Source organism: Ruegeria sp. B1 (genome assembly GCF_056535885.1).
In genome coordinates, this window is the sequence record NZ_JBQFJA010000001.1 from 68,489 (window position 1) to 90,942 (window position 22,454).

23 protein-coding genes and 1 pseudogene are annotated in these 22,454 nt (G+C 57.8%); 11 read left to right on the plus strand and 13 right to left on the minus strand.

Annotation, left to right across the window (positions count from 1 at the left end; genetic code table 11):
• Positions 1 to 5: 5 nt before the first annotated feature.
• Both ACR3ES_RS00360 and ACR3ES_RS00365 read right to left on the minus strand, forming a co-directional pair.
• Complete coding sequence (locus ACR3ES_RS00360; RefSeq protein ID WP_170431029.1) at positions 6 to 1,187, minus strand: aminotransferase class I/II-fold pyridoxal phosphate-dependent enzyme; 1,182 nt, start codon at positions 1,185 to 1,187, stop codon at positions 6 to 8.
• Between the two features lie 109 nt (positions 1,188 to 1,296).
• On the minus strand, positions 1,297 to 2,625 hold the full coding sequence (locus tag ACR3ES_RS00365; protein WP_170431027.1) for an amidase family protein: 1,329 nt from the start codon (positions 2,623 to 2,625) through the stop codon (positions 1,297 to 1,299).
• A gap of 86 nt (positions 2,626 to 2,711) precedes the next feature.
• Here ACR3ES_RS00365 and ACR3ES_RS00370 point away from each other — a divergent pair, with 86 nt between their 5' ends.
• The gene (locus ACR3ES_RS00370) at positions 2,712 to 3,938 is read left to right on the plus strand and encodes an FAD-dependent monooxygenase (protein ID WP_170431234.1); all 1,227 of its coding nucleotides are present in this window, start codon (positions 2,712 to 2,714) and stop codon (positions 3,936 to 3,938) included.
• Here the strand turns inward: ACR3ES_RS00370 and ACR3ES_RS00375 are convergent.
• From ACR3ES_RS00375 to ACR3ES_RS00390, 4 genes are all read right to left on the minus strand, one after another.
• Positions 3,935 to 4,120, minus strand: a complete 186-nt coding sequence (locus tag ACR3ES_RS00375; protein ID WP_480424579.1) for a Trm112 family protein — start codon at positions 4,118 to 4,120, stop codon at positions 3,935 to 3,937. The two genes, ACR3ES_RS00370 and ACR3ES_RS00375, sit on opposite strands and share 4 nt — an antisense overlap.
• The gene (locus ACR3ES_RS00380) at positions 4,117 to 4,758 is read right to left on the minus strand and encodes an LON peptidase substrate-binding domain-containing protein (protein ID WP_480424580.1); all 642 of its coding nucleotides are present in this window, start codon (positions 4,756 to 4,758) and stop codon (positions 4,117 to 4,119) included. Before ACR3ES_RS00380 ends, ACR3ES_RS00375 begins: the two co-directional genes overlap by 4 nt.
• A gap of 27 nt (positions 4,759 to 4,785) precedes the next feature.
• Complete coding sequence (gene trxA / locus ACR3ES_RS00385) at positions 4,786 to 5,703, minus strand: thioredoxin (protein WP_480424582.1); 918 nt, start codon at positions 5,701 to 5,703, stop codon at positions 4,786 to 4,788.
• Between the two features lie 86 nt (positions 5,704 to 5,789).
• Positions 5,790 to 6,578 carry an exodeoxyribonuclease III gene (locus tag ACR3ES_RS00390; RefSeq protein WP_170431018.1) on the minus strand — a complete coding sequence of 263 codons (789 nt, stop codon included), beginning with the start codon at positions 6,576 to 6,578 and terminating at the stop codon, positions 5,790 to 5,792.
• A 152-nt stretch (positions 6,579 to 6,730) separates the two neighbouring features.
• On the opposite strand from ACR3ES_RS00390, the gene ACR3ES_RS00395 reads away from it, so the two are divergent.
• On the plus strand, positions 6,731 to 7,060 hold the full coding sequence (locus ACR3ES_RS00395; protein WP_170431017.1) for a hypothetical protein: 330 nt from the start codon (positions 6,731 to 6,733) through the stop codon (positions 7,058 to 7,060).
• Positions 7,061 to 7,212: 152 nt separating this feature from the next.
• Here ACR3ES_RS00395 and ACR3ES_RS00400 read toward each other — a convergent pair whose 3' ends face one another.
• The gene (locus ACR3ES_RS00400) at positions 7,213 to 7,899 is read right to left on the minus strand and encodes a response regulator transcription factor (RefSeq protein ID WP_093964262.1); all 687 of its coding nucleotides are present in this window, start codon (positions 7,897 to 7,899) and stop codon (positions 7,213 to 7,215) included.
• A gap of 160 nt (positions 7,900 to 8,059) precedes the next feature.
• On the opposite strand from ACR3ES_RS00400, the gene ribA reads away from it, so the two are divergent.
• Complete coding sequence (gene ribA, locus ACR3ES_RS00405; protein ID WP_480424585.1) at positions 8,060 to 9,154, plus strand: GTP cyclohydrolase II; 1,095 nt, start codon at positions 8,060 to 8,062, stop codon at positions 9,152 to 9,154.
• Positions 9,151 to 9,651 (plus strand): L,D-transpeptidase family protein, encoded by a 501-nt coding sequence (locus ACR3ES_RS00410; protein ID WP_170431013.1) that lies wholly within the window; start codon positions 9,151 to 9,153, stop codon positions 9,649 to 9,651. The genes ribA and ACR3ES_RS00410 overlap by 4 nt, the downstream gene beginning before the upstream one ends.
• Here the strand turns inward: ACR3ES_RS00410 and ACR3ES_RS00415 are convergent.
• Complete coding sequence (locus tag ACR3ES_RS00415; protein WP_170431011.1) at positions 9,635 to 10,294, minus strand: YggS family pyridoxal phosphate-dependent enzyme; 660 nt, start codon at positions 10,292 to 10,294, stop codon at positions 9,635 to 9,637. The two genes, ACR3ES_RS00410 and ACR3ES_RS00415, sit on opposite strands and share 17 nt — an antisense overlap.
• A 102-nt stretch (positions 10,295 to 10,396) precedes the next feature.
• The gene (locus tag ACR3ES_RS00420; protein WP_170431009.1) at positions 10,397 to 11,404 is read right to left on the minus strand and encodes a porin; all 1,008 of its coding nucleotides are present in this window, start codon (positions 11,402 to 11,404) and stop codon (positions 10,397 to 10,399) included.
• Between the two features lie 282 nt (positions 11,405 to 11,686).
• On the opposite strand from ACR3ES_RS00420, the gene ACR3ES_RS00425 reads away from it, so the two are divergent.
• The 5 genes and pseudogenes from ACR3ES_RS00425 (at position 11,687) to ACR3ES_RS00445 (ending at position 17,148) form a co-directional block, all read left to right on the plus strand.
• The gene (locus ACR3ES_RS00425) at positions 11,687 to 12,169 is read left to right on the plus strand and encodes a DUF3576 domain-containing protein (protein ID WP_170431006.1); all 483 of its coding nucleotides are present in this window, start codon (positions 11,687 to 11,689) and stop codon (positions 12,167 to 12,169) included.
• Positions 12,170 to 12,241: 72 nt separating this feature from the next.
• Positions 12,242 to 14,968, plus strand: coding sequence for a leucine--tRNA ligase (leuS, locus tag ACR3ES_RS00430; RefSeq protein ID WP_170431003.1), 2,727 nt, complete (start codon positions 12,242 to 12,244; stop codon positions 14,966 to 14,968).
• Positions 14,955 to 15,446, plus strand: coding sequence for an LPS-assembly lipoprotein LptE (locus tag ACR3ES_RS00435; protein WP_170431002.1), 492 nt, complete (start codon positions 14,955 to 14,957; stop codon positions 15,444 to 15,446). The genes leuS and ACR3ES_RS00435 overlap by 14 nt, the downstream gene beginning before the upstream one ends.
• A pseudogene (gene holA, locus ACR3ES_RS00440) lies at positions 15,443 to 16,470 on the plus strand (DNA polymerase III subunit delta). Before ACR3ES_RS00435 ends, holA begins: the two are co-directional and overlap by 4 nt.
• A gap of 81 nt (positions 16,471 to 16,551) precedes the next feature.
• A complete protein-coding gene (locus ACR3ES_RS00445; RefSeq protein ID WP_170430998.1) occupies positions 16,552 to 17,148 on the plus strand; it encodes a glutathione S-transferase family protein in 597 nt (198 codons plus the stop codon).
• On the opposite strand, the gene ACR3ES_RS00450 is transcribed toward ACR3ES_RS00445, so the two are convergent.
• A complete protein-coding gene (locus tag ACR3ES_RS00450; protein ID WP_480424589.1) occupies positions 17,145 to 18,335 on the minus strand; it encodes a TIGR03862 family flavoprotein in 1,191 nt (396 codons plus the stop codon). The two genes, ACR3ES_RS00445 and ACR3ES_RS00450, sit on opposite strands and share 4 nt — an antisense overlap.
• Positions 18,336 to 18,383: 48 nt before the next feature.
• On the opposite strand from ACR3ES_RS00450, the gene ACR3ES_RS00455 reads away from it, so the two are divergent.
• On the plus strand, positions 18,384 to 18,680 hold the full coding sequence (locus ACR3ES_RS00455) for an HNH endonuclease (RefSeq protein ID WP_170430994.1): 297 nt from the start codon (positions 18,384 to 18,386) through the stop codon (positions 18,678 to 18,680).
• On the opposite strand, the gene ACR3ES_RS00460 is transcribed toward ACR3ES_RS00455, so the two are convergent.
• Genes ACR3ES_RS00460 through ACR3ES_RS00470 form a run of 3 tightly spaced genes read right to left on the minus strand, consistent with a single transcriptional unit; the run spans position 18,681 to position 20,763 of the window.
• Complete coding sequence (locus ACR3ES_RS00460; RefSeq protein ID WP_480424591.1) at positions 18,681 to 19,424, minus strand: VOC family protein; 744 nt, start codon at positions 19,422 to 19,424, stop codon at positions 18,681 to 18,683. It lies immediately after the preceding gene.
• Positions 19,415 to 20,023 carry an enoyl-CoA hydratase/isomerase family protein gene (locus ACR3ES_RS00465; protein ID WP_170430991.1) on the minus strand — a complete coding sequence of 203 codons (609 nt, stop codon included), beginning with the start codon at positions 20,021 to 20,023 and terminating at the stop codon, positions 19,415 to 19,417. Before ACR3ES_RS00465 ends, ACR3ES_RS00460 begins: the two co-directional genes overlap by 10 nt.
• Positions 20,020 to 20,763 (minus strand): SDR family oxidoreductase, encoded by a 744-nt coding sequence (locus ACR3ES_RS00470; protein WP_170430989.1) that lies wholly within the window; start codon positions 20,761 to 20,763, stop codon positions 20,020 to 20,022. Before ACR3ES_RS00470 ends, ACR3ES_RS00465 begins: the two co-directional genes overlap by 4 nt.
• A gap of 139 nt (positions 20,764 to 20,902) precedes the next feature.
• Between ACR3ES_RS00470 and ACR3ES_RS00475 the strand changes: the two genes are divergently transcribed.
• On the plus strand, positions 20,903 to 22,426 hold the full coding sequence (locus tag ACR3ES_RS00475) for a DUF2125 domain-containing protein (protein ID WP_170430987.1): 1,524 nt from the start codon (positions 20,903 to 20,905) through the stop codon (positions 22,424 to 22,426).
• Positions 22,427 to 22,454 lie beyond the last annotated feature (28 nt).

The following is a 22,454-nucleotide window of genomic DNA, read 5'->3' on the forward strand; positions in this document are numbered from 1 at the left end:
GTACCTCACGAATAGAGGCAGTCGCGAAGCAATTTCAGCCCGCGCTGCATCTCTGTTTTTGGGGCCACCATGGCGGCCCTGATAAATGCCTCACCCGGGTTGCTGCCCGGATCACCTTGAGAAAGAAATGCGCCTGGCAGAACCCGGACGCCGGTTTGCTGCCAAAGCTTCAGTGCCGCGTCTTCGCCATTTTCGACGGGCAGCCACAGGAAAAACCCGGCCTCAGGCGGCATGTAGCCCTGTACGCCAGCAAAGACCTCATCTGCGATGCTATATTTTTCCTGATATAGCGCGCGGTTTTCGACAACGTGATCCTCGTCCGACCAGACTTTGGCCGCCGCCGCTTGTAACGGGGCCGACAAGGGTGCGCCTGCGTAGCTGCGCAATAGTGTAACCCGCTTGATCGTCTCGGGCCCGCCCGCAATCAAACCGGATCGCAGACCGGCCAGGTTCGACCGTTTCGACAATGAGTTGAACAGGGTCACACGCTCGGGATCTGCGCCCAGTTCCTGTGCGACCGTCAGAACGCCCACGGGCACGGTGTCGCGGTAGATCTCAGAGTAACACTCGTCGGCAAAGATGCGAAAATCGTACTTCTCTGCCAGTTTTATCAGTTCAACCCAATAGGCGTGTGAGGCAACGGCGCCCTGCGGATTAGCCGGGGAACAAATGTAAGCAATGGCTGTCCGGTTCAGGATGTCGTCGGGCAAGCTGGCATAGTCAGGCAGATGACCTGTTGCCGCCGTTGCAGGCACGAATATTGGTTCCGCCCCAACCGAGAGCGAGGCAACCATGTAGACCTGATAGAACGGGTTCGGGCACAGGATAGCTGGTTGCTGGCCATTCTTTTGTTCCGGACACAGCGCCATAGCCGCGTTGTACAGCCCCTCGCGCGTTCCGTTCAGGGCCATCACGTTGGTTTCCAGGTCCATCGCCACGCCATAGCGGCGTTTGATCCAGCCCGTGATCGCCGCGCGCAGATCCGGCGACCCTTCATTCGGCGGATAGGACTGAAACCCCGCGGCATTCTCCAGAATTACGTCGGTCACCCAGTCCGGAAAATCGTGCTTAGGTTCGCCGATCGTCATGTGAATGACATCACCGCCCGGTTGATGATGATCCAACAGGGCGCGAAGACGCGGGAATGCATATGCCGGTAGGTTCGAAAACCGCTCGGGGAAATTCATAACTACTGCCTCAATGTCGGGATCATTCACGCCCCGATTTTTTGGCAGATTACAGGCCGATCCGGGCTTCGTCCAGACAAAGAGGTGCCGAATCAGGGGATTGTGGCATTCAGGCCAATGCCGATTCCACCGCCGATCCCAGCCGCAACAGGGCTTCTTCGGACCCCGGATAACCCAGCATCATCAACCCGCAACTGGGCGTTCCGGTCGGCAAAGTCAGCGCCGCCAGACCCATCAGATTGCCGATGCGGGTATTGCGCAGAGCCAGAAGGTTTTCGGTCACGTAGTATTCGTGATCGGTCATCAACCGGTCCAGACTTGGAGGCAGAATCGGAGCCGTTGGAGCAAGTACCGCATCAAAACCGGCCGTTGCCGCATCCCAGGCGCTGCGGCAGGCCTTGAGCTTTGACCATGCAGCCACGTAATCCGGACCGGAAAAGACCTTTCCGGCCCGAAAGCGCTCCAGTATCTCAGGATACATAGCCTCGGGGTTTGCTTCGATCACATCCCGCCACAGGCCATAAGCCTCGGTCGTATACAGCACCCCCGACAAAGCCATTGCTTCGTTCAGTTCCGGAACCTCCAGCGGCGCAATTTCGGCCCCCGCGTCTTTTAAGCGCTGCAAGGCTGATTCATACGCCGCGCGCGGTACGTCGCGCAGATCGTCCTTGGCAATGTTCTGAAGATCGGCAAACCGGCGACCCTTTAAAGTTGCGCCGCGCAAATCTGCGGGCGCACTGCCTTCCAAAACCGCCAGCATCTGCGCTGCGTCTTCGACGGATCGTGCAAGCGGCCCGACCGTATCGAATCGCAAGCACAAGGGCACAGCGCCTTCCAGACTGATCCGGCCAGCGGTTGTTTTTAGTCCGACAAGGTTGTTCCAGGCCGCCGGAATACGCACGGACCCGCCCGTGTCGGATCCGATTCCACAAGCGGCAAGACCCCACGCAACCGATGCTGCGGCACCGGACGAAGACCCGCCGGGAACCGCCTCTTCATCCTCAATACAGGGCGGTGTGTTGGTGACCGGGTTCAGACCCAGGCCGGAAAAGGCCAGCTCGCTCATATGCGTCTTACCTAGGCAGACCGTGCCCATCGCCGTTGCATTCCGCACAACCACCCCGTCTGTTTCCGGAATGCGTCCCTGCAAAAGCGCCGATCCGGCCTCGGTTCCGATGCCGGCCGTGTCGAATAGATCTTTCCAACTGATCGGAACGCCATCCAAAAGAGAGCGGCGCAACCCCAACCGAGCCCTTTCTTTGGCGGCTTTGGCCTCAGCCCGCGCGCGGTCATGGGTGACACGGGCATATATGCGATCCCGATGGGGGTGTTCGTCGATGGCCGTCAGATAGGTTTCAGCCAGTTCAACCGGATCGATCTGTCCCATGCCGATGCCACGGCCCAAATCACACGCCGTCATGGTCAACCAATCCTGCATCCTGCCCCCTCCAAATTATGGCTTACGGGACGGTAGCGACAGGACTGCGCATGGACAATCCCGAAAGGGCGCGCATAGTGCGGGGTATGACAAAGGCATCGGATATCCTGATCGTTGGCGGCGGCCTGAACGGCCCGGCCCTGGCATTGGCACTGGCGCAAACGGGGCATACGGTGACCGTAATCGACGCCCTGGCGGAAAAAGTCCGCAAAAATACCGCCTTTGATGGGCGCGCTTATGCGCTGGCCCTAGCCTCCAAACGCCTTTTGGACGCGACAGGCGTTTGGGAACGAGTCGCCGATCACGCACAGCCAATGCGGGAGATTAAGGTGACCGATGGGCATGCTGGTGCTGGCCCGTCGCCGTTTTTCATGCATTTCGATCATGCGGAGATCGAAGAAGGCCCCATGGGCTATATGGTCGAAGATCGCCATCTGCGCCGCGCGTTTCTGGACGCAATGAACGCAGAAAAACGCATCACAGAAATCAGCGGTAAAAGCGTTGTGGCCCAGGAAACAGGCGCAACGGGCATTACACTGACGTTGGATGACGGGTCTACCGTCGCCGGACAGTTGCTCGTCGGCTGTGACGGGCGCCGCAGCGGCACTGCCGAACGGGCGGGCATCAAACGCACCGGGTGGGACTATGGTCAGACGGCTCTGGTCTGCGCTATCGAACATGACCTGCCGCATCACGGTGTCGCTCATCAATTCTTTATGCCCCCCGGTCCTTTGGCCATCCTGCCGTTGACCGGAAACCGCAGCTCGATTGTCTGGAGCGAGCGCACGGAGACCGCAGTGCGTATCAACGCCATGTCCGAGGCCGAGTACCTTCAGGTTCTGCGCCCGCGGTTTGGCGACTTTTTAGGCGATATCCGATTGCAGGGCGACCGGTTCACCTATCCACTGAACCTGACGATTGCCAATTCCTTTGTCGCGGATCGCCTGGCACTGGTTGGCGATGCGGCGCACGGCATGCATCCTATTGCCGGGCAAGGATTGAACGCCGGGCTGCGGGATGTCGGCGCATTGGCCGAAGTTCTGACGCTGGCCGGGCGGCGCGGCGAAGACATCGGGTCCCCGCTGGTTCTGGAGCGTTACCAGGAATGGCGCCGGTTCGACACAGCCTCTCTGGCGATGGCGACCGACCTGTTCAACAAGCTGTTTTCGAACGACAATCCGCTTCTCAGGGTAGGCCGCGATATTGGCATGGGGATTGTCGATTCATTGCCAGGACTGCGCCGTGGTTTTGTCCGCGAAGCGGCGGGGCTGACTGGGGACCTGCCAAAGCTGCTGCAAGGCCGCACAATTTAATCCAACTGGCGCGCCTCATCGACCAGTATCACCGGAATCCCGTTTCGGATCGGAAAGGCCAAGCCTGCGGCTTTTGAAACCAACTCCTGCTTTTCTGCGTCGTAGTGCAGGGTCGTATGTGTTTGCGGGCAGATCAGAGCCTCAAGCATGTGGCGGTCAAACGCGTGTTCGGTTTCGCTCATTGCAATGTTTCCTCGTTTGACCCGCCGCGCAGGGCAAATTCTATCAATGTCACCAGTGTTTCACGGCGGGTGCGCAAGCACGGTGCCTCAAGTAGGGCCTGTTTATCCTCTGGCTCAAAATCCAGCAGCATCGAGAGCGAGTTGACCAGTAATTCGTCATCCGCGTCCTTCAAAGAATCCCAGTCGGTCAAGAGCTGCTGGGACGAAAAGAACCGCTCCAACAGCTTCAGAAACTTTGCTCGGCTGAAGTCGTCATCTTTTTCAGCTTTCCCGAGATCGCGATCAAATCCGTCCCATGATACGTCGCAGCGGCGATACGGTGTAAAAGCATCGACCTCTGTAGTGATCCGGAACCGGGAAATACCTGTCAGCGTAATGAGATAGCGCCCATCCTCGGTTTCAGAAAACTGCGTGATATGCCCTGCACACCCAATCCGATGCAACCTGTCGTCATTGCTCAGAGACGGATTGGGTTGCACCATGCCAATCAGACGTTCTTTAGTCTTCAAAGCATCATCCAGCATCTGGAGATAGCGCGGCTCGAAGATATGCAGCGGCAAGCGTGATCGGGGCAGCAACAGCGCCCCGGGCAATGGAAACACGGATACGATATCCGGCAGGTCGGCGGGATGCATCATGTATCCGAGTGTAGCTCTGAACCCGAATTAGGCAAATATCATGGAACTGAGCTTGCGACGCCCGTTCAGCACAATCGGATTATTTGGTTTGAGGGCGTCAAAAACCGTAAAAAGCTGCGTTTTTGCCGCCCCTTCGTTCCACTCGCGATCCCGGCGAAACAGCTCAAGAAGCTGTGTCACGGCTTCTTCCACATTGCCATTGGCATGCAAGGCCTGCGCCAGGTCGAACCGGGCCTGATGATTGTCCGGCTCGGCCTCTACCGTTGCTGTCAGTTCGGCCACAGGGCCCGCATCGGCGGCCTGTTTGGCCAGTTCCAATTGCGCATGCGCCGCCTCAAGTTCGGGCGCATTAGAAATCTCGGCCGGTGCGCCGTTCAGAATTGCTTCGGCCTGTTCCAGATCACCTGACGCTATATGGGCGCGAACCAGTCCGCCATAGGCAGCAGCGTGATTGGGGTCTTCGCCCAAGATGGCGGCAAAGGTTTGGGCGGCATCAACAGCCGCGCCTTCGGCCAGCATGTCCTCTGCGGCCTGTACCGCATCCTCCAGTTGTCCGCCCGGGCTTTCGCCACCCGCCGCCTCGATCACGCGGTCAACAAAGGCTTTGATCTCCGACCCCGGCACAGCGCCCTGAAACCCATCCACCGGCTGCCCCTTGAAAAACGCATAGACGGTCGGAATCGACTGTATGCGCAGTTGCGCCGCGATTGCCTGGGCCTCGTCCACGTTGATCTTGACCATCTTCACCGCCCCTTTGGCGGCGGTCACCGCCTCTTCCAGCAGCGGCCCAAGCGTCTTGCACGGGCCACACCACGGCGCCCAGAAATCAACGATAACGGGAATGTCCTGCGACGTTTCGACGACATCGGCCATGAATGTGGCCTCGGTCCCGTCCTTGATCAGATCGGTGGCGGCAGGGCCATTGGCGGCGTTCAGAAGGTCCATGGTGTTCACTCTTTGGTTCGATCTTGCGCCCTATATGCAACCACATGGTGCGGAAACCAAGGGTTGTCTTGGACGTTTCGCACGGGTCAAAGGTCGAAGGTCGCAAAAACCGGTGCATGATCGCTTGGCTTCTCCCAGCCGCGTGCATCGCGGAGCACACGGCTGGAATGCCCCGCGTTGGAGATATCGGGCGTGGCCCATACGTGGTCCAAACGACGGCCCTTGTCTGCCGCATCCCAGTCCCGCGCCCGGTAGGACCACCAAGTATATAGCTGCCCGTCGGGGATATCCTGTCGGGTTACGTCGACCCAGCCACCCGCATCTTGCGTTTCGGCCAATTGCTCGACCTCGATGGGTGTATGTGAAACGACCTTGAGCAACTGTTTGTGCGACCAGACATCGTCTTCGCGCGGTGCAATGTTGAGATCTCCAACGAGAATGGAGTTCTGAGGTTTTTCCGCGTGAAACCAGTCGCGCATATCGGTCAGATAATCCAGCTTTTGGCCAAATTTCTCGTTCACATCGCGGTCCGGCACATCGCCACCCGCAGGAACATAGAAATTGTGGATCGTCACCCCGTTTTCGAGTTGCCCCGCTATGTGACGCGCATGTCCCAAATTGGCGAAATCCTTGTCGCCGACTTCTTTCATTGGAAGGCGCGACAGGATGGCGACGCCGTTATACCCTTTTTGTCCGCGCGCGATCATGTGTGAATAGCCGAGGGCCGAAAATCCCTCCATTGGGATCTTTTCGACAGGGGATTTACACTCCTGCAAACACAGGACATCCGGAGCCTCTTCCTGCAGCAATTTCAGAACGATAGGCTCGCGCAACCGGACTGAGTTGATGTTCCATGTGGCTAGGGTGAAGGGCATAGGAGATTCCTCTGTCGCAATTGGGCGGAGGTTAGCGTGGTGGGGAGTGTTGTGCCACGGGGAAAAATTACCTGGTAGTATGAATTGAACACTAATAGCTGCAGACAACTACTTTGTTCTGTGTAGGAAACACCCGTACTACTTAATTATACATGGCAGACCTGAAACCACTCGAATACGAAACGGCACTCGAATTTGTCGAGCGTGCGAATACCTTGGAAGCACCAGATGGCGCGATAGATATCGCGTTGAAAGAGCATTTCAACATAGCCGATCGTGATGTGAAGCAACTGAAGTTAAAGTCTTCGGTTTTTTGGCAAGAATTCTTCTACAATCACGTTTTGGAACTTCATCAACGTGGTGGTAGCCGATATGCAGCTATCAAATTCATTCACAAAAAGAATGGTGTTGCAGGCCAGAAAGAGCTTTCCGAACAACAAATTGAAGAATTAGTGGATTTAGTAGGCGAATGGAAACGTTGAAGCTCGGCAAAACTGCCAATGAAAAAAAGCCGGGCCCAAAGGCCCGGCAGTCCAACAGGGAGGTGCATGTCATTACCCGGACATGCACGGGTTGGGATTAACCTAAAGATGACTGCAGAGTATCACTTTGATCCAAGTCAATCTACAGGCGATCAAGATACCAGTCGATATCCACCGGATTCTGTGACCAAAAGGCGCGCATTGGAGGGATCCGGTTCGATTTTCTGGCGCAGTCGATAGATATGCGTCTCCAGCGTATGCGTGGTCACACCGGCATTGTAACCCCAAACCTCGTGCAACAGGACATCCCGTGCAACAACACCATCTGTCGACCGGTACAGGAACTTGAGAATATTGGTTTCTTTCTCAGTCAGCCGAATTTTTCGGTCGTCTTCGGTGATCAGCATCTTCATAGCTGGCTTGAAGGTGTAGGGGCCAAGCACAAATACCGCGTCTTCGGATTGCTCGTGCTGGCGCAGCTGTGCGCGGATACGTGCCAACAGAACCGGGAATTTGAAGGGTTTGGACACGTAATCGTTGGCACCGGCATCGAGACCCAGGATGGTATCGGCATCACTATCATGACCGGTCAACATCAGGATCGGGCTTTTCACACCCTGTTTGCGCATCAGGCGGCACAACTCGCGGCCATCGGTGTCGGGCAGGCCTACATCCAGAATCACCAGATCATAAATTGCTTCGCGGGCCCGCTCCATCGCGGATTGACCATCGGATGCTTCGAACACGTCAAAGTCTTCGGTCATCACGAGCTGCTCGCTGAGCGCTTCGCGCAGATCTTCGTCGTCGTCCACCAGCAGGATTTTCTTGAGCTGAGCCATTTCCCGGTCCTCCAAAGCCTTTTCCATCACTTGCGCGTGGAATAAGCAATCAACAAGCTTTGCTGCAACGGTCTCACGCCCTCGTGTCCGACGCAGCGGAAATGTTTCACATTTCCCGCCGAAAGCGCTAGGAGAAGGTCCGGACGTTATAGGAACGCGAATGAGTATCATCCCTGATATCACCGAGTTGCTCGCACGGGCCCGCGCAGACCTTCGCATGGGCGTGCCGGTGGTTTTGACGGATGACAGCGGACAGTCTGTGCTGGCGGTGTCGGCTGAAACACTCAGCGCGCAACGTCTGGCCGATCTGAGAGCGTTCGGCGACACCCCTGTTGTTGCCATCACCGGGCGGCGGGCGGAGACGCTTAAAGCACGCGCTTATGACGGCGATCTGGCCCGCGTCCTGATTCCTGCGGATGTGGATATCGGCTGGATCCAAGCCGTTGCGGATCCGTCAGATGATCTGAACGCGCCGATGAAAGGCCCGTTGATGACGGAGCGGAAGGGCAATGCCGGCTTGCATCGGATTGCCATCGCGCTGGCCAAGTCCGCGCGTCTTTTGCCGGCTGTTGTCGTTGTGCCCCTCGAGAGAGGCCGGGACTTCGCAGCAACCCACAGTCTGACATGTATCGACCACGCCCGCGCCGCACCACACCTCGCAAACCGCAGCCCCCTACATTCGGTTGTCGCTGCACGCCTTCCAATGGAAGTGTCCGAAGCCGGACGATTGCATGTCTTCCGCCCCGAAGACGGCGGAGAGGAGCATTATGCGGTCGAAATCGGTCGGCCGGACCGGAGCAAGCCCGTTTTGGCCCGGCTGCATTCAGCCTGTTTCACCGGCGATTTGATGGGCAGTCTGAAATGTGATTGCGGCCCGCAACTACGTGGTGCGCTGGCGCAAATGGGAGCCGAAGGTGCCGGAGTTCTTCTGTATATGAACCAGGAGGGACGCGGCATCGGCCTCGCCAACAAGATGCGCGCCTATTTCCTGCAGGATCAGGGCTTCGATACCGTCGAAGCCAACCACCGGCTGGGGTTCGAGGACGATGAGAGGGACTTCAGATTGGGTTCGGACATCCTGAAATCACTGGGTTTTAGCTCTGTCCGTCTGCTGACCAATAACCCGGCCAAAATCGCCATGATGGAACGCACAGGCATCGCAGTAACCGAGCGGGTGCCCCTGAAGGTCGGCGAAACCGCTCATAACCGCGAGTACCTGGCAACCAAAGCCGCAAAATCAGGTCACTTGTTGTGAGCCCGGACGATCTGGTGCTGACCCCAAACGGGGTTCGGTTTCAGGGTCGAATTTTTCCATGTTCCATCGGCAAAGGCGGTCTCAGCAATTCCAAGTATGAAGGCGATGGAGCAACGCCGACCGGGCTGCATCACATCGTTGGCATGTTGTATCGGCGCGATCGGATCAAGGCGCCCGCCTCTTGGGCGGTCCCTATCGGGCCGCAAGACCTCTGGTCGGATGACGTGTGTGACACGATGTACAATCATCTCGTTGCGGCACCTCACGATTTCAGTCACGAAAGACTGCACCGCGCAGATCCCTTGTATGACCTGGTGCTGATCAGCGACTGGAACTGGCCAAATGCGGTGCCGGGCAAGGGGTCTGCGATTTTCTTACACCAATGGCGCAGGCCGGGTTATCCAACCGAGGGGTGCCTTGCGTTTCGTCGGGATCATCTGCATTGGATTGCGAGACACTTGGCTCCGGGCACGCGTCTTATCATCCCTGCGGTTTGACCCTTTCACCAAAGATTGCCGATCCGACGCGGACATGAGTCGCCCCCAGCGCGATCGCCTGCTCAAAGTCACTGCTCATCCCCATCGACAAGCCGTCTAGCCCGTTTCGCGCAGCAATCTTTGCCAGTAATGCAAAATGCAAGGATGGTTCTTCTTCGATGGGCGGGATGCACATCAATCCGTGGATAGGTAGGTCCAGACTCTTGCACTCGGCAATGAAACCATCCGCATCTGCGGGCAGAACACCGGCTTTTTGATCCTCTTCCCCCGTATTCACCTGAATGAAAAGCTCAGGGCAGGATCCAATTTCCTGTGCCAACCGGGCCAGTGTCCTGGCGAGTTTGGGGCGGTCGACCGAATGGATTGCGTCGCACAACTCCATGGCTTGTCGCGCTTTGTTTGTTTGTAACGGACCAATCAGGTGTAGGTCTATATCATCGAACTGCGCGTTGAAGGCAGGCCATTTACCGGCGGCCTCCTGAACCCGGTTTTCACCAAAGCAGCGGTGACCCTGTTCGAGAACGGCCTGAATACGTTCGTTCGGTTGGACCTTGGACACAGCAATTAGTGTGACTGATCCTGCGGAACAGCCGGCTTTGGCCTCTGCCTTGGCAATGCGGGCGGTGATGTCTTGCAGCGACATGAAAGTCCTCGATCTGACCGTACCGCAGACAAACACCATGTCGGCGCAAAAGAAAAGGGCGGGTCCAAAGACCCGCCCTAATACTGTGGAGATCAGATCAACTTAGAAGTTGAACTGGGCACCGAAGTCAGCACGGATCTGACCATCGGCGTCACCGTCTTTGATCTCACCGATACCACCGCGCAGCGATGCACCGCCGCCCAGGTCGTAGATGGCGCCGACACCGATGTTGCGGGTATCACCGTCGCCCGAACCGTCACCATAGACGAACTGCAGTGTGGTCGCGGCGCCCAGGTTGTAGGCGGCCGACAGACCGTAGGCAGTACCGTTTTCTGCATCATCGGACACGTCGTCGTCCGCGACGAACAGAGTACCCGAGAAATCACCGAATTCTGCACCCAGGGTCAGAACGGTCAGCGTCTCTTTCTCTGCACCGCCAACGCCGTCAGTTTGACCATAGGCCAGTGCTGCGGTGATGTTGTTGAAGGTGTAGGTTGCGCTGATGTCCCAACGGTCGGCATCAGAAGTGGTCGAGCCAGCAACTGCTGTATCAGCAAATGTACGCTGGTCGTACGATGCACCGAATGCAAAATCATTTATTGCATACTGGAAGAACACGGCGTTTGAACCAGTACCAGTGGAATCATAGCTCAAGAAGCTATAGTCAACACCGGAATACTGACCCAAGAAGCTTTCCAGACCCGGCTCGTTACCGTAGTAGTTCGCCAAGTTGTCAAACGAACCCGCAACGTTGCCCGCGTCAACACGCAGACCGCCGAAAATGACCGAGAAGAGTGCACCGTTCAGGCCAGCCTCACCTTGTTCACCGTTGCCGGCGTCTTCATCAGCCTGAATACGAACACGGCCTTCGAAGCGCACACCACCATCGGTTTCAACGATGCCGTCGATGTTCAAACGGAAGCGCGAAACCAGAATGGTGTCGTCTGTATCAACATCAGCGACCGAAGTACCACCAGTGGTACTTACGGTGCCTGTACGGTCTTCCAGGTAGCCCAGACCGAACCGGCCGTAACCGCTGAATTTTACTTCAGCTGCTGCAACGCCTGCGGTCGCTACCAGCGCCGTCGTTGCGAAGAGAACTTTTTTCATCTTGTTTCCCTCGGTTTCAAAAGAGTTATCTACTCGACATATGCCTCGGCACATGTCTCAGCACGGACATCGTTTCGCTCTTTTTGCCCCCATTGCGCAAGCTTGGCATAATTTACTTGGCCTCATTGGCCTCAAATTGGTGCAAGGATGCCACAGTCATTTAGCGGCCCCTGACCATATGGAACGCTGACATTTGAGAAGAATAGGGTTGTTGCGCAGTTGGACCTTGTCTAGGAGTATCAATCAAACAACGCACAAACAGCGAAATAGGACCAACTGACAATGCGTTTGCCGACGATTTTGGGTTTGATCACGCTAACAGCCGCTCTCTCGGCATGCGGTCGACCGCCGCCAGGTGATGCAAGCGTTCTTACGGCTGATGGCAGTTCGACTGAAGAGCGCGAGTTGAACGATCCGAACCGATCAACCATCTGGGACGTTTTCGGACCCAACAACTCGGAACAGGTAACCCAGGTCAATCGCTACCTTTGGTCTGCGTCGCTGGACATCCTGAATTTCCTGCCGGTGCAGGAGGTCGATCCATTTACGGGTGTGATTGTAACGGGTTATGGCACGCCACCCGGAGGTGGACGGTCTTATCGCGCTACCGTGCACATCAGCGATCCTGCTCTGGCGGCTCGATCCCTCTCGGTTTCCCTGCAAACTAGCGGGGGCGCCCCTGTCAGCGCGGCAACGACCCGCGCGGTGGAAGATGCCATCCTGTCTCGTGCCCGCCAATTGCGCATTGCGGACAACAAGTTCTAGCAACCCGATGAAATTCGCACTAAGACCACGCCGGGTTCATACCCGGCGTTTTCATTCACGAAGGACCGCATGATGTCGCGTTACTCGGCCGCTGAGATCGAAGCGAAATGGCAAAAGGCCTGGGACAAGGCCAGGATCTTCACCGCTGAGCGCAAGGCGGGCAAGCCAAAATACTATGTGCTTGAGATGTTTCCCTATCCGTCCGGCCGAATCCATATTGGACACACACGCAACTACACCATGGGCGACGTTGTAGCGCGCCACAAAATCGCGTGTGGTTTCAATGTCCTGCATCCGATGGGGTTTGACGCTTTCGGTATGCCTGCCGAAAACGCCGCGATGGCGATTGGTGGCCATCCCAAGGACTGGACCTACGCCAATATCGACGAGATGATCGCCCAGATGAAGCCAATGGGCTTTGCCATTGACTGGTCTCGTATGTTCGCCACCTGCGACCCGGAGTATTACGGCCAGCAACAGGCGCTGTTTTTGGATATGCTCGAAGCCGGTCTGGTGTACCGCAAGAACGCCGTGGTGAATTGGGATCCGGTCGACATGACCGTTCTGGCCAATGAACAGGTGGAAAATGGACGTGGCTGGCGCTCGGGCGCGTTGGTTGAACGGCGAGAGCTGACACAGTGGTTCTTCAAAATCTCGGACTATTCTGAGGAGTTATTGGAAGCTCTGGATACGCTGGACAATTGGCCGGCCAAAGTGCGCCTGATGCAGGAAAACTGGATCGGCAAGTCGCGCGGCTTGCAATTTGCGTTCGACCGCACGGACGGCGGCGCGCCGATCACAGTTTATACAACCCGCCCCGATACGCTGTTGGGCGCGTCTTTTGTGGGTATTTCGCCGGATCATCCGATTGCAAAGCAGCTTGAGGCTGAAAATTCGGAAGTCGCTGAATTTGTTGCAGAATGCCGAAAGGGCGGCACGACCGAGGAGGCCGTCGAGACCGCTGAAAAACTGGGTTACAACACCGGCATTAAGGTAAAGCACCCGCTTGACCCGAACTGGGAGTTGCCGGTCTGGATCGCCAACTTCATTTTGATGGATTACGGCACTGGCGCGATTTTCGCTTGCCCGGCTCATGATCAGCGGGATCTCGATTTCTGCCGGAAATACGACTTGCCCGTGATCGACACGTTCTTTGCACTCGACGACAACACCCCGGTCGACAAAGTTGCCTTTGTCCCGCCAAAGACTGAAAAAGTCCGCTGGGTGACCCATTTTGCCGGACTCACCGAAGCCACCGGCGATGACGCGATCAACGCAACCATCGACTTTGCCGAAAAGGCGGGCTGGGGCGAAGGTGTCACAAAATACCGACTGCGCGACTGGGGTCTCAGCCGTCAGCGCTATTGGGGGTGCCCGATTCCCGTGGTGCACTGCGAGAAATGCGGCACGGTGCCTGAAAAGAAAGAAAACCTGCCGATCGAGTTGCCCTACGATGATGGCAACGGCAAACCCATCGATTTCTCGATCCCCGGCAACCCGCTGGACCGCCATCCGAACTGGCGGGACACCCCCTGCCCGGCCTGCGGCGCACCGGCCAAGCGCGAAACCGACACGATGGATACGTTTGTCGATTCGTCCTGGTACTATGCCCGTTTCACCGCCCCGCGCGCCGAAACGCCGACCGATCTGGCCGAGGCCGAATACTGGATGAATGTCGACCAGTATATCGGCGGTATCGAGCATGCGATTCTGCACCTGCTCTATTCCCGCTTCTTCGCGCGTGCGATGCACATCACCGGACATCTACCAAAAAAGGCCATCGAACCCTTTGACGCGCTGTTCACACAGGGCATGGTGACACATGCCATCTATGAGTTCGTTCAGGGCTTAGATGCCCCCGGAGTTCAAGGTTCTGGTCCCGCAGCAGACGCCGAACTTTCTGAAGTTATGAAAGCCAATCCGACCCGAGCCAAGTACCTTTATCCAGAAGAAGTTATTGAATTTACTGATCCGGTGGGCGAAAAACGCGCTGTTCGACGCACAGTAGCTAGAGAACAAGGGATTAATGAATCTGACTCAGCTGCTTTGAATGATCTTTGGCTTAGAGAAGACGCCGATGGGCGGATGGTGAAAATCATACCGTCTGCAAAGATGTCCAAGTCCAAAAATAACGTGGTCGACCCGATCAATATCATCTCGGCCTTTGGTGCGGATACTGCCCGGTGGTTCGTTCTGTCCGATTCGCCGCCTGAGCGCGACGTCGAATGGACAGCCGCCGGCGCGGAGGCTGCGTTCAAACATCTCAGCCGTGTACATCGAATCGCGTCGGAAATCGCCGATTCAGATGAACCCGCCAATGCGGAAGACGAAATCCTGCTGCGCGAAATGCACAAGGCGATTCACGATGTTTCGGGCGGTATCGAATCGTTTGGGTTCAACGCGTCTATTGCCAAGCTGTATGCCTTTACCAACACGCTTGCGAAATCCAAGGCTGGCGCGGCCGCCAAGCGTCAGGCGGTTATGACGCTGGCACAGCTCATGTCTCCCATGACCCCGCACCTGTCCGAAGAGGTGTGGCAGATGCTCGGCGGCGAGGGGCTGGTGGCAACAGCCGCGTGGCCGGTCGCGGATGAAGCCATGCTGGTCGATGATACCGTAACTTTGCCGATCCAGATCAATGGTAAACGCCGTGCGGAAATCAGCGTGCCAAAGGACATGGACAAGCTCGAGGTTGAAAAAGTCGCGCTGAGCACCGAAGCTGTGCAAAAGGCGTTGGACGGGTCCGCGCCGAAGAAAGTGATCGTGGTGCCGGGTCGGATCGTCAATGTCGTCGTTTGATCGCAGAAGCTTGCTGTTTCTCCCGCTGGCGCTGGCCGCCTGCGGATTTCAGCCGGTGTATGCGCCGGGCGGGGCGGGTTCGGAACTTTACGGAAAAGTCGCTGTCTCTGCGCCCAATACGGTTGAAAGCTATTTGCTGGTTCAAAACCTGGAACAGGAACTTGGCCGCAGCGCCAGTTCAGGCAGCGACTACAGCCTCGACGTAACTGTCTCGACGGTGACGCAGGCCGCAGCGATCACCACCACCAATGAAACCAACCGGTTTTCGATCGACGGCCAGGCAGATTATGCGCTTAGATCCAACGCGACGGGCGAGGTTTTGGCGTCTGGCACAGTCACCGACTTTGTGGGCTATTCAGCTGCGGGATCAACCGTATCCACCTTGGCCGACGAACGGGATGCGAAAGAACGGCTTATGGTGATTCTGTCCGGGCAGATCATGAACCGCCTTTATGCAACCCCGGACCTGTCCGCATGAAACTGAGCCCGCGTGAGGCTGACGGGTATTTTTCCAAACCGGACCCAGACAAAACCGGGCTTCTGATCTATGGCGCAGACGCAATGCGGGTCGCGCTCAAGCGTCAGCAAGTGTTGACCGCTTTGCTCGGGCCCAATGCCGAAGAGGAAATGCGCCTGACCCGAATGCCCGGCGGCGATCTGCGCGGCGATCCTGCCCTGTTGCTGGACGCGATCAAGGCCGTTGGTTTTTTCCCGGGGCTCGCGCCGTATTTGTCGAAGACACCACCGACGCCGCCGCACCTGCGATTGCTGCAGCATTGGATGACTGGGCACCCGGCGATGCGCAGATCATCGTAACCGCCGGTCCGTTGAAACCCAGTTCGAAAATCCGCAAAGCGTTCGAGGCACACCCGTCAGCTTTTGCGGTCGGCATCTACGACGACCCACCTTCTCGGGCCGAGGTGGAACGCGTTCTCGCCGAGGCGGGATTACGGTCAATTCCACGAGAAGCCATGTCGGCAATAAGCGATCTGGCTGTTGACCTCAGCCCCGGCGACTTTGCACAAACCGTTGAAAAATTGTCTCTTTATAAGCGCGGCGACAGCTCTGAGTTGACAGTTGAGGATATTGAGGCTTGTGCGCCACGATCCACAGAAGCTGCATTGGATGATGTGCTGAACGTCGTGGCCGAGGGTCGAGCAGGCGAGATTGGCCCTCTGATCCGGCGCCTGCAGGCGCAGGGGACCAACGGCGTCGCGCTGTGTATCGGAGCGACCCGTCACTTTCGGACGCTTTATGCCTGTGCCGCCGACCCGGGCGGCACGGCGCAGGGGGTCGGAAAACTGCGCCCGCCGGTCTATGGAAAACGCCGCGACCGTATTCTCCGACAGGCCCAAGGTTGGGGCACGCCCAAACTCCAGACGGCGCTGACCGTTCTGACCGATACCGATCTGTCGCTGCGGTCCGCCGGTCAAACCGCCCCAGCCATGGCCTTGGTCGAACGGGCCATGATCCGTCTGGCCATGCTGGCGCGGTCCCGTTGAGCAATACTGACCAAGCGTTTCGCTTGACCCACTGCAAAATGGCTTCAAATTCAGGGCCATCTCAAATGGCAGGAGCCTCGCATGTACAAGGTCTACGGACGCATCCCAAGCCGCGCATCCCGCGTGATCTGGCTGTTGGAAGAAATTGGTCAGCCCTATGAACACATCGACGCGGGGCCGCGTGATCCACAGGTCGTGGCCTTGAACCTGTCTGGCAAGATCCCTGTTCTGATGGACGGCGATGCGGTGATCAGCGACAGCTCGGCGATCATGACTTACCTTGCCGACAAGCACGGGGCGTTGACCTATGCGGCCGGAAGTCCTGAAAGGGCGGAGCAGGATTCGGTCTTTCACGCCATCCTGGACGAATTGGATGCCACCTTGTGGGTTTCGGCACGCCACACGTTCATCCTGCCAGAAGATAAGCGTGTCCCGCAGGTCAGCGAGACCGCGAAATGGGAATTCGACCAAAGCCTGCAGCGCATCGAAAAACGCTTCAAAGGCCCGTTTGTGATGGGTGACCAGATGACCATTGCGGACATCCTGTTGTCCCACTGCCTCAGTTGGGCCAAAGGTGTAAAATTTCCGATCAACTCAGAGACTCTGAACGCTTACAACAAGCAGATGCGAGACCGGTCTGCCTATCGGAAACTGGCCGAACTAAAGCCGAGCACTTAGCCGGCGCGACGTGCGTCCAGCCAACCTGCCGCCGATTGCCCGGCCCAACGACCTGTGGCCAAGCAGGCGGTCAACAGGTAGCCGCCGGTTGGCGCCTCCCAAGCCAGCATCTCCCCGGCACAGAAAACACCCGGCATGGTCTTTAGCATCAGGCCATCGTTCAATGCGTCTCGCGGCACCCCTCCGGCGGTGGAAATGGCCTCGTCCATTGGTCTTAAGCCGGTGTGACGAACAGGAAGTGCTTTGATTAATTGTGCTAATGCCTCGCTGGTGTCCGGAATGGGGCGACCAAATTCCATAAGCAGCGCCAGCCGGACGGGTCCGAGGTTCAGTGTTTTTCTGAGATGGTTGGACAGGCTGGTCTTGCCACGAGACTTGCTCAGCCGCGCGGTGATCGCTTCGTAAGGCACGTCTGGCATCAAGTCCATCGTAACAGGTGCCCCCTCGCGCACCGCTTTGCAGACGGCGTAGATGCCACCGCCTTCCAGTCCGTGTGTCGAAATCACCGCTTCACCGCGGGTGCGCAACGTTCCGGCTTGCAGCGCGACACCTTTGATTGGCCTGCCAAAGCTTGGTCGCATGTGGTCCGACCATTGTACCAAGAGACCTGCATTGGCCGGAGCGAAGGGGGCAAGCAGAACACCTTTGGCCGATAAAATTCTCGCCCACGCACCATCCGAGCCCAATCGCGCCCAACTGGCCCCGCCCAACGCCAGAACCGTCGCATCAGCGGCCAGTGTCCGCTGTCCCTGCGGTGTGTCAAACCGGACTACGTCGCCGTCCCATCCGGTCCAGCGCCATCGGGTTCTGATCTCGACACCCGCTTTGCCCAGCCGCGCAAGCCACGCCCGCAAGAGCGGCGAGGCTTTCATCACCGTCGGAAAAACACGCCCCGTCGAGCCTGTGAACAGGTCCTGTCCCAGCTCCTTTGCCCAAGCCTGCACCTCTTGCGCGTCCCACGCCGTGATCATCGGCTGCAGCCAATCCGCGCTGTCCTCGTAAGACTGCAGAAGCGCATCAAGCGGCTCATCCTTGGTCAGATTCAGCCCTGATTTTCCCGCCATCAGAAACTTGCGTGCGACCGAAGGCTTGGCCTCGACCACCACAACTGCATGGCCAGCGGCGGCAAGCTGCTCGGCGGCCATCAACTCGGCAGGCCCTGCCCCGATCACAACTGCCTGCCCCATTGTCGCCCTCTTGCCTTAATCGCCCTTTGGCGCAAATTTCGTACCATCATGACGAACAGCGATCCGATCTGCCCGCTTTGCGACCGCCCTATCCCCGAAGGGTCGGGCAGCCTGCACCATCTGATCCCAAAACTCAAAGGTGGCAAGGGCGGACCCACTGTCTTTCTGCACCAGATTTGCCACAAAGAGGTTCATGCGACCCTGACCGAGGCGGAACTTGCCCGCAATTTCAATACGGTCGCTTCTCTGCGCACCCATCCCCGGCTTGAGAAATTCCTGTCCTGGGTGCGCAAACGCCCGCCCGGTTTTCGATCAAAAGTGCCGGGCAAGCGGCGCGGACGATGATCAACCCGGCAGGATCGGGCTGCCAAACGCATCCTCTAATGGTTCGGCCAAACCTGCCACCTCGATCCCTCTGTAGTCTGGTACCGGCGCAAGCTGAACTCCGGGAACATGCTGAAACTCCAGCGTTGTGTAGGGGCGTTTCCACAGCCATTCGCGGTTTTCGACCGACCAGAGATCAGGGTTTGGTGGAGCGTCATCTGTGAACGCGTAGAAATGCAGGTCAAACCCGTAGGGTGCGACGTCCTGCATGGACAGCAACGACATCCCCCGTGCACGCCAGAACGCGTCTTCGGCGGCGATGTCTCCGGTCCGCAGAGTGATCTGGCCAATCCGCGCTTGAGCAAACGGCGCGGCCGGGTCAGCGGCCTGTGCCGGGCGATTCCCTTCGAAATCATGCTGCAGCAATTCGATGACAAATCCTTCGGGATCGCTCAGATGGCATAAGTATCCGATATCCAGAAACTGGTCCGGAGTGCTGACAGCCAGACCCCGCTGCTTTAACGACGCGGCGGCCATGTCGACATCGGGCAGCGTGATCCCAATCTTCCAATAGCGCTGTCCCCGGTCATGTGTGTATCCACCGCCCCCGGGCATCAGCAGCAGGTCTGCATCCTCGCCCAGGTATCCAATCCGACGGTTCGGCCCTTCGCGCACAACCGACATGCCAAGGACTTCCCGATAGAAATCTGCGAGCCGATCAGGATCAGCGACGCGCAATCGCAGGGCTGACAGTCTCAACCGCACAACTCCGCTATTCCTGCAGCGATTGCCGGATCGGCGCGCAGGCTGTCCGCCACCAGGTCATGCGCCGTTGGCATCAAATCCTCGGGCTCTACAATGCGATCCACCAGACCAAAGGAATAGGCCTCCCGCGCAGTGATCTTCTGACCGGACATGAGGATCAGCTTGGTACGCGCTGGTCCGATCAGCGCAGACATCCGTTTTGGATCAGAGGGTTGCGGCAGAAATCCCAGCTTCATCACCGGATAAAAGACCTTGGCCGATGGGACCGCGATCCGCAGATCACAGGCCAAGGCCATTCCGTTTGCCCCACCCGCCATAGTTCCGTTCAGAGCAGCCACGGTCAGACAGGGCAGCGCAGCGATTGCACCGGACAGCCGCTCCCACACATCCGAGGTCGCAAGTCCTGCGCGCGCCTCCTCCAGATCGGCACCTGCGCTGAAAACCTTGCCAGCACCTGTCAGGATCAGGGCCCTCGCATCAGTGGCCGCCTCGGCGATCTGGGCCAGCTCCGTCAGCATGGCACCGGTCAGCGCATTCGCCTTTTCGGGATTGTTGATCGTCGCAGTCCACAGACCGTCGGACTTGGTTAGCTCAATCACGTCAGGCCAATCCTTTTGCGAATCTCGTCATGCCTGAGGGAGATTTCGGTCCCCAAAAACTCATCCGCGTCCCCGGAACACATCCACAACAGCGCCCGCGCGGGCCAATCGGCCGGGATGTGGACGTCCCAATCCAGCTGACTGACCGGGTTGATTCCGCTGGATTTGATGACCCGCTGCATGTCTGTTGCCACGGTCCCCGGCGACAAACCCATGGCGCGGATGCCGTGCTGGGCCTCTTCGAGATGCAGGCATTCTGTCAGCATCTTCGCCCCGGCCTTGGACGCGCAATAGTGGCTCCAGGCTTCCACGGGGTTGGACGCCGCGCCGGAGGAGACGGTCAACACGGTCCCGCCGCCCGCCGCCCGCATAACGGGCAGCGCGGCGCGCATGCCGTAAAAGACACCTTTGAGGTTGATATCGATTGCCTGGCTCCAGGCCGTGGTGTCCGCGTTAGACAGGTGAAAAATCGGCTCGATCACCCCGGCATTGCCCATCAAAACGTCCAGCCCGCCAAAACGGTCAACGCAATCCGCGACCGCCTGCTCGACCTGCTTAAAGTTACTGACATCGCAGGTCAGCGCGATGGCGTTGTCGCCCAGTGCGGCCGCCAGTGCGTCGATTTGGTCGCGACTGCGCGCAACCAACGCGACATTGGCTCCCGCTGCGGCAAAAACGCGCCCCGCCTCGGCACCGATCCCGCGGCTGGCCCCTGTGATAAGTACTGTTTTGCCCTGCATCTCGTGATCCTCATCTCTTAGTCAGCGGTCGAATGAAGCCGTAACGCGGAAACGGGGAATTCGTCCACCCCTTGCCCCCTTGACGATGACCGCAACAGCGCCGACCATGCGCGACAAATTGATCAAGAAGGGTTTCCTTATGTCTGTTCTTCTTCGCCGAGGTTGCGGCGCAGCCTTTGTTTATGCCGTTGCCACCCAGGGGGCATTTGCAGACCTGACCGCAAATGATGTCTGGTCTGACTGGCAGTCCTATTTGGGGTCCATGGGTTACACCATTTCTGGCGAGGAAAGCGCGTCCGGGAACGTGACCACGATTTCCAACATGATGGTTTCGATGGAACTCCCCGAAGATGAAGGTCAGTTTCAGATGGTCATGCCGGAGATGACGCTGACCGAAAACGGCGACGGTACTGTCAGCATCGGCCTGCCGGAAAGCTTTCCGATGACGATTTCCGGTGAGGCCGAAGGTGAAGAATTCTCGGCCAATATCGTGTATTCGCACAGCCAGCTTGAAATGACCGTCTCTGGGTCACCCGAAGAAATGACCTATGACTATACTGCGGACAAGCTGGGTATTCTGGTGGATACGCTGGAAGTCGACGGTGAAACGCTGCCCAGCGATACATTGGGCGTAAACGTCGAGATGAGTGATTTGGACGGCAGCTCACAGATGCGCATCGGTGAAAACCGAAATATAGCTCAGACCTTCAATGCCGCTGAAATGACCTACAATGTCATGTTCACGGACCCCGAAGGTGGCGATTCCGGTCTGATCAACGGCAAGCTCGATCAACTCGCGTTCGAAGGTGACAACGTCATCCCCAGCAATTTCGACTTGTCTGATCCGCAAGCCTTTTATCAGGCGGGCTTCGCCTTTTCGGGCAATTTCACTTACGCCTCTGGGGCAACCAACATCAGCGGCAACAGCGAAGGCGAAGAGTTCTCGATGAGCAGTTCGTCCGACGGCGGGCGCTTTGCAGCCAGCATCGACGCCCAGCGCATTGCCTATGACATCGAACAGAACAGCACCAAACTGGCCGTGACCAGCGCTGATCTGCCATTCCCGATCGAGATCGCAATGGCCGATGCGGGTCTGAAGTTCGAGTTCCCAATCCAGCCATCCGAAGAAATCCAACCCTTTGGTTTCGCACTGAACCTGACGGACTTCACAATGTCCGATGTTCTGTGGAGCATGTTCGACCCGGCAGGCACTTTGCCACGTGACCCGGCAACTATCGCGCTGAACACCACCGGCACGGCCAAGGTCCTCATGAACATCTTCGATCCGGAATCTGCCGCCGCGATGGAGGCAGCAGACGCGGTTCCCGGTGAGCTTCATTCGCTTCAGATCAGCGAGCTTCTGGTGTCGCTTGTTGGCGCGAAGCTGACGGGCGATGGCGACTTTACCTTCGACAATTCGAACACGGAAGAGTTCGATGGCATGCCGGCGCCGACAGGTCAGGCGAATCTGCAACTGGTGGGTGCAAATGCCCTGATCGATAAACTCATAAGTATGGGCATGATGTCAGAGGATGACGCGCTGGGCGCTCGCATGATGATGGGCATGATGGCCGTACCGGGCGAAGAGCCGGACACGCTGAATTCGACTATCGAATTCACAGAAGACGGCCAGATCGTCGCCAACGGCCAGCGGATCAAGTAAACGACACTGGGGAAGGCTGCACCGATGC

Bases quoted from the DNA above. Each gene is read 5' to 3' on its own strand.
- ACR3ES_RS00360 (WP_170431029.1), bottom strand. From the start codon at position 1,187: ATGAATTTCCCCGAGCGGTTTTCGAACCTACCGGCATATGCATTCCCG.
- ACR3ES_RS00365 (WP_170431027.1), bottom strand. From the start codon at position 2,625: ATGCAGGATTGGTTGACCATGACGGCGTGTGATTTGGGCCGTGGCATC.
- ACR3ES_RS00370 (WP_170431234.1), top strand. From the start codon at position 2,712: ATGACAAAGGCATCGGATATCCTGATCGTTGGCGGCGGCCTGAACGGC.
- ACR3ES_RS00375 (WP_480424579.1), bottom strand. From the start codon at position 4,120: ATGAGCGAAACCGAACACGCGTTTGACCGCCACATGCTTGAGGCTCTG.
- ACR3ES_RS00380 (WP_480424580.1), bottom strand. From the start codon at position 4,758: ATGATGCATCCCGCCGACCTGCCGGATATCGTATCCGTGTTTCCATTG.
- trxA (WP_480424582.1), bottom strand. From the start codon at position 5,703: ATGGACCTTCTGAACGCCGCCAATGGCCCTGCCGCCACCGATCTGATC.
- ACR3ES_RS00390 (WP_170431018.1), bottom strand. From the start codon at position 6,578: ATGCCCTTCACCCTAGCCACATGGAACATCAACTCAGTCCGGTTGCGC.
- ACR3ES_RS00395 (WP_170431017.1), top strand. From the start codon at position 6,731: ATGGCAGACCTGAAACCACTCGAATACGAAACGGCACTCGAATTTGTC.
- ACR3ES_RS00400 (WP_093964262.1), bottom strand. From the start codon at position 7,899: ATGGCTCAGCTCAAGAAAATCCTGCTGGTGGACGACGACGAAGATCTG.
- ribA (WP_480424585.1), top strand. From the start codon at position 8,060: ATGAGTATCATCCCTGATATCACCGAGTTGCTCGCACGGGCCCGCGCA.
- ACR3ES_RS00415 (WP_170431011.1), bottom strand. From the start codon at position 10,294: ATGTCGCTGCAAGACATCACCGCCCGCATTGCCAAGGCAGAGGCCAAA.
- ACR3ES_RS00420 (WP_170431009.1), bottom strand. From the start codon at position 11,404: ATGAAAAAAGTTCTCTTCGCAACGACGGCGCTGGTAGCGACCGCAGGC.
- ACR3ES_RS00425 (WP_170431006.1), top strand. From the start codon at position 11,687: ATGCGTTTGCCGACGATTTTGGGTTTGATCACGCTAACAGCCGCTCTC.
- leuS (WP_170431003.1), top strand. From the start codon at position 12,242: ATGTCGCGTTACTCGGCCGCTGAGATCGAAGCGAAATGGCAAAAGGCC.
- ACR3ES_RS00435 (WP_170431002.1), top strand. From the start codon at position 14,955: ATGTCGTCGTTTGATCGCAGAAGCTTGCTGTTTCTCCCGCTGGCGCTG.
- ACR3ES_RS00445 (WP_170430998.1), top strand. From the start codon at position 16,552: ATGTACAAGGTCTACGGACGCATCCCAAGCCGCGCATCCCGCGTGATC.
- ACR3ES_RS00450 (WP_480424589.1), bottom strand. From the start codon at position 18,335: ATGGGGCAGGCAGTTGTGATCGGGGCAGGGCCTGCCGAGTTGATGGCC.
- ACR3ES_RS00455 (WP_170430994.1), top strand. From the start codon at position 18,384: ATGACGAACAGCGATCCGATCTGCCCGCTTTGCGACCGCCCTATCCCC.
- ACR3ES_RS00470 (WP_170430989.1), bottom strand. From the start codon at position 20,763: ATGCAGGGCAAAACAGTACTTATCACAGGGGCCAGCCGCGGGATCGGT.
- ACR3ES_RS00475 (WP_170430987.1), top strand. From the start codon at position 20,903: ATGTCTGTTCTTCTTCGCCGAGGTTGCGGCGCAGCCTTTGTTTATGCC.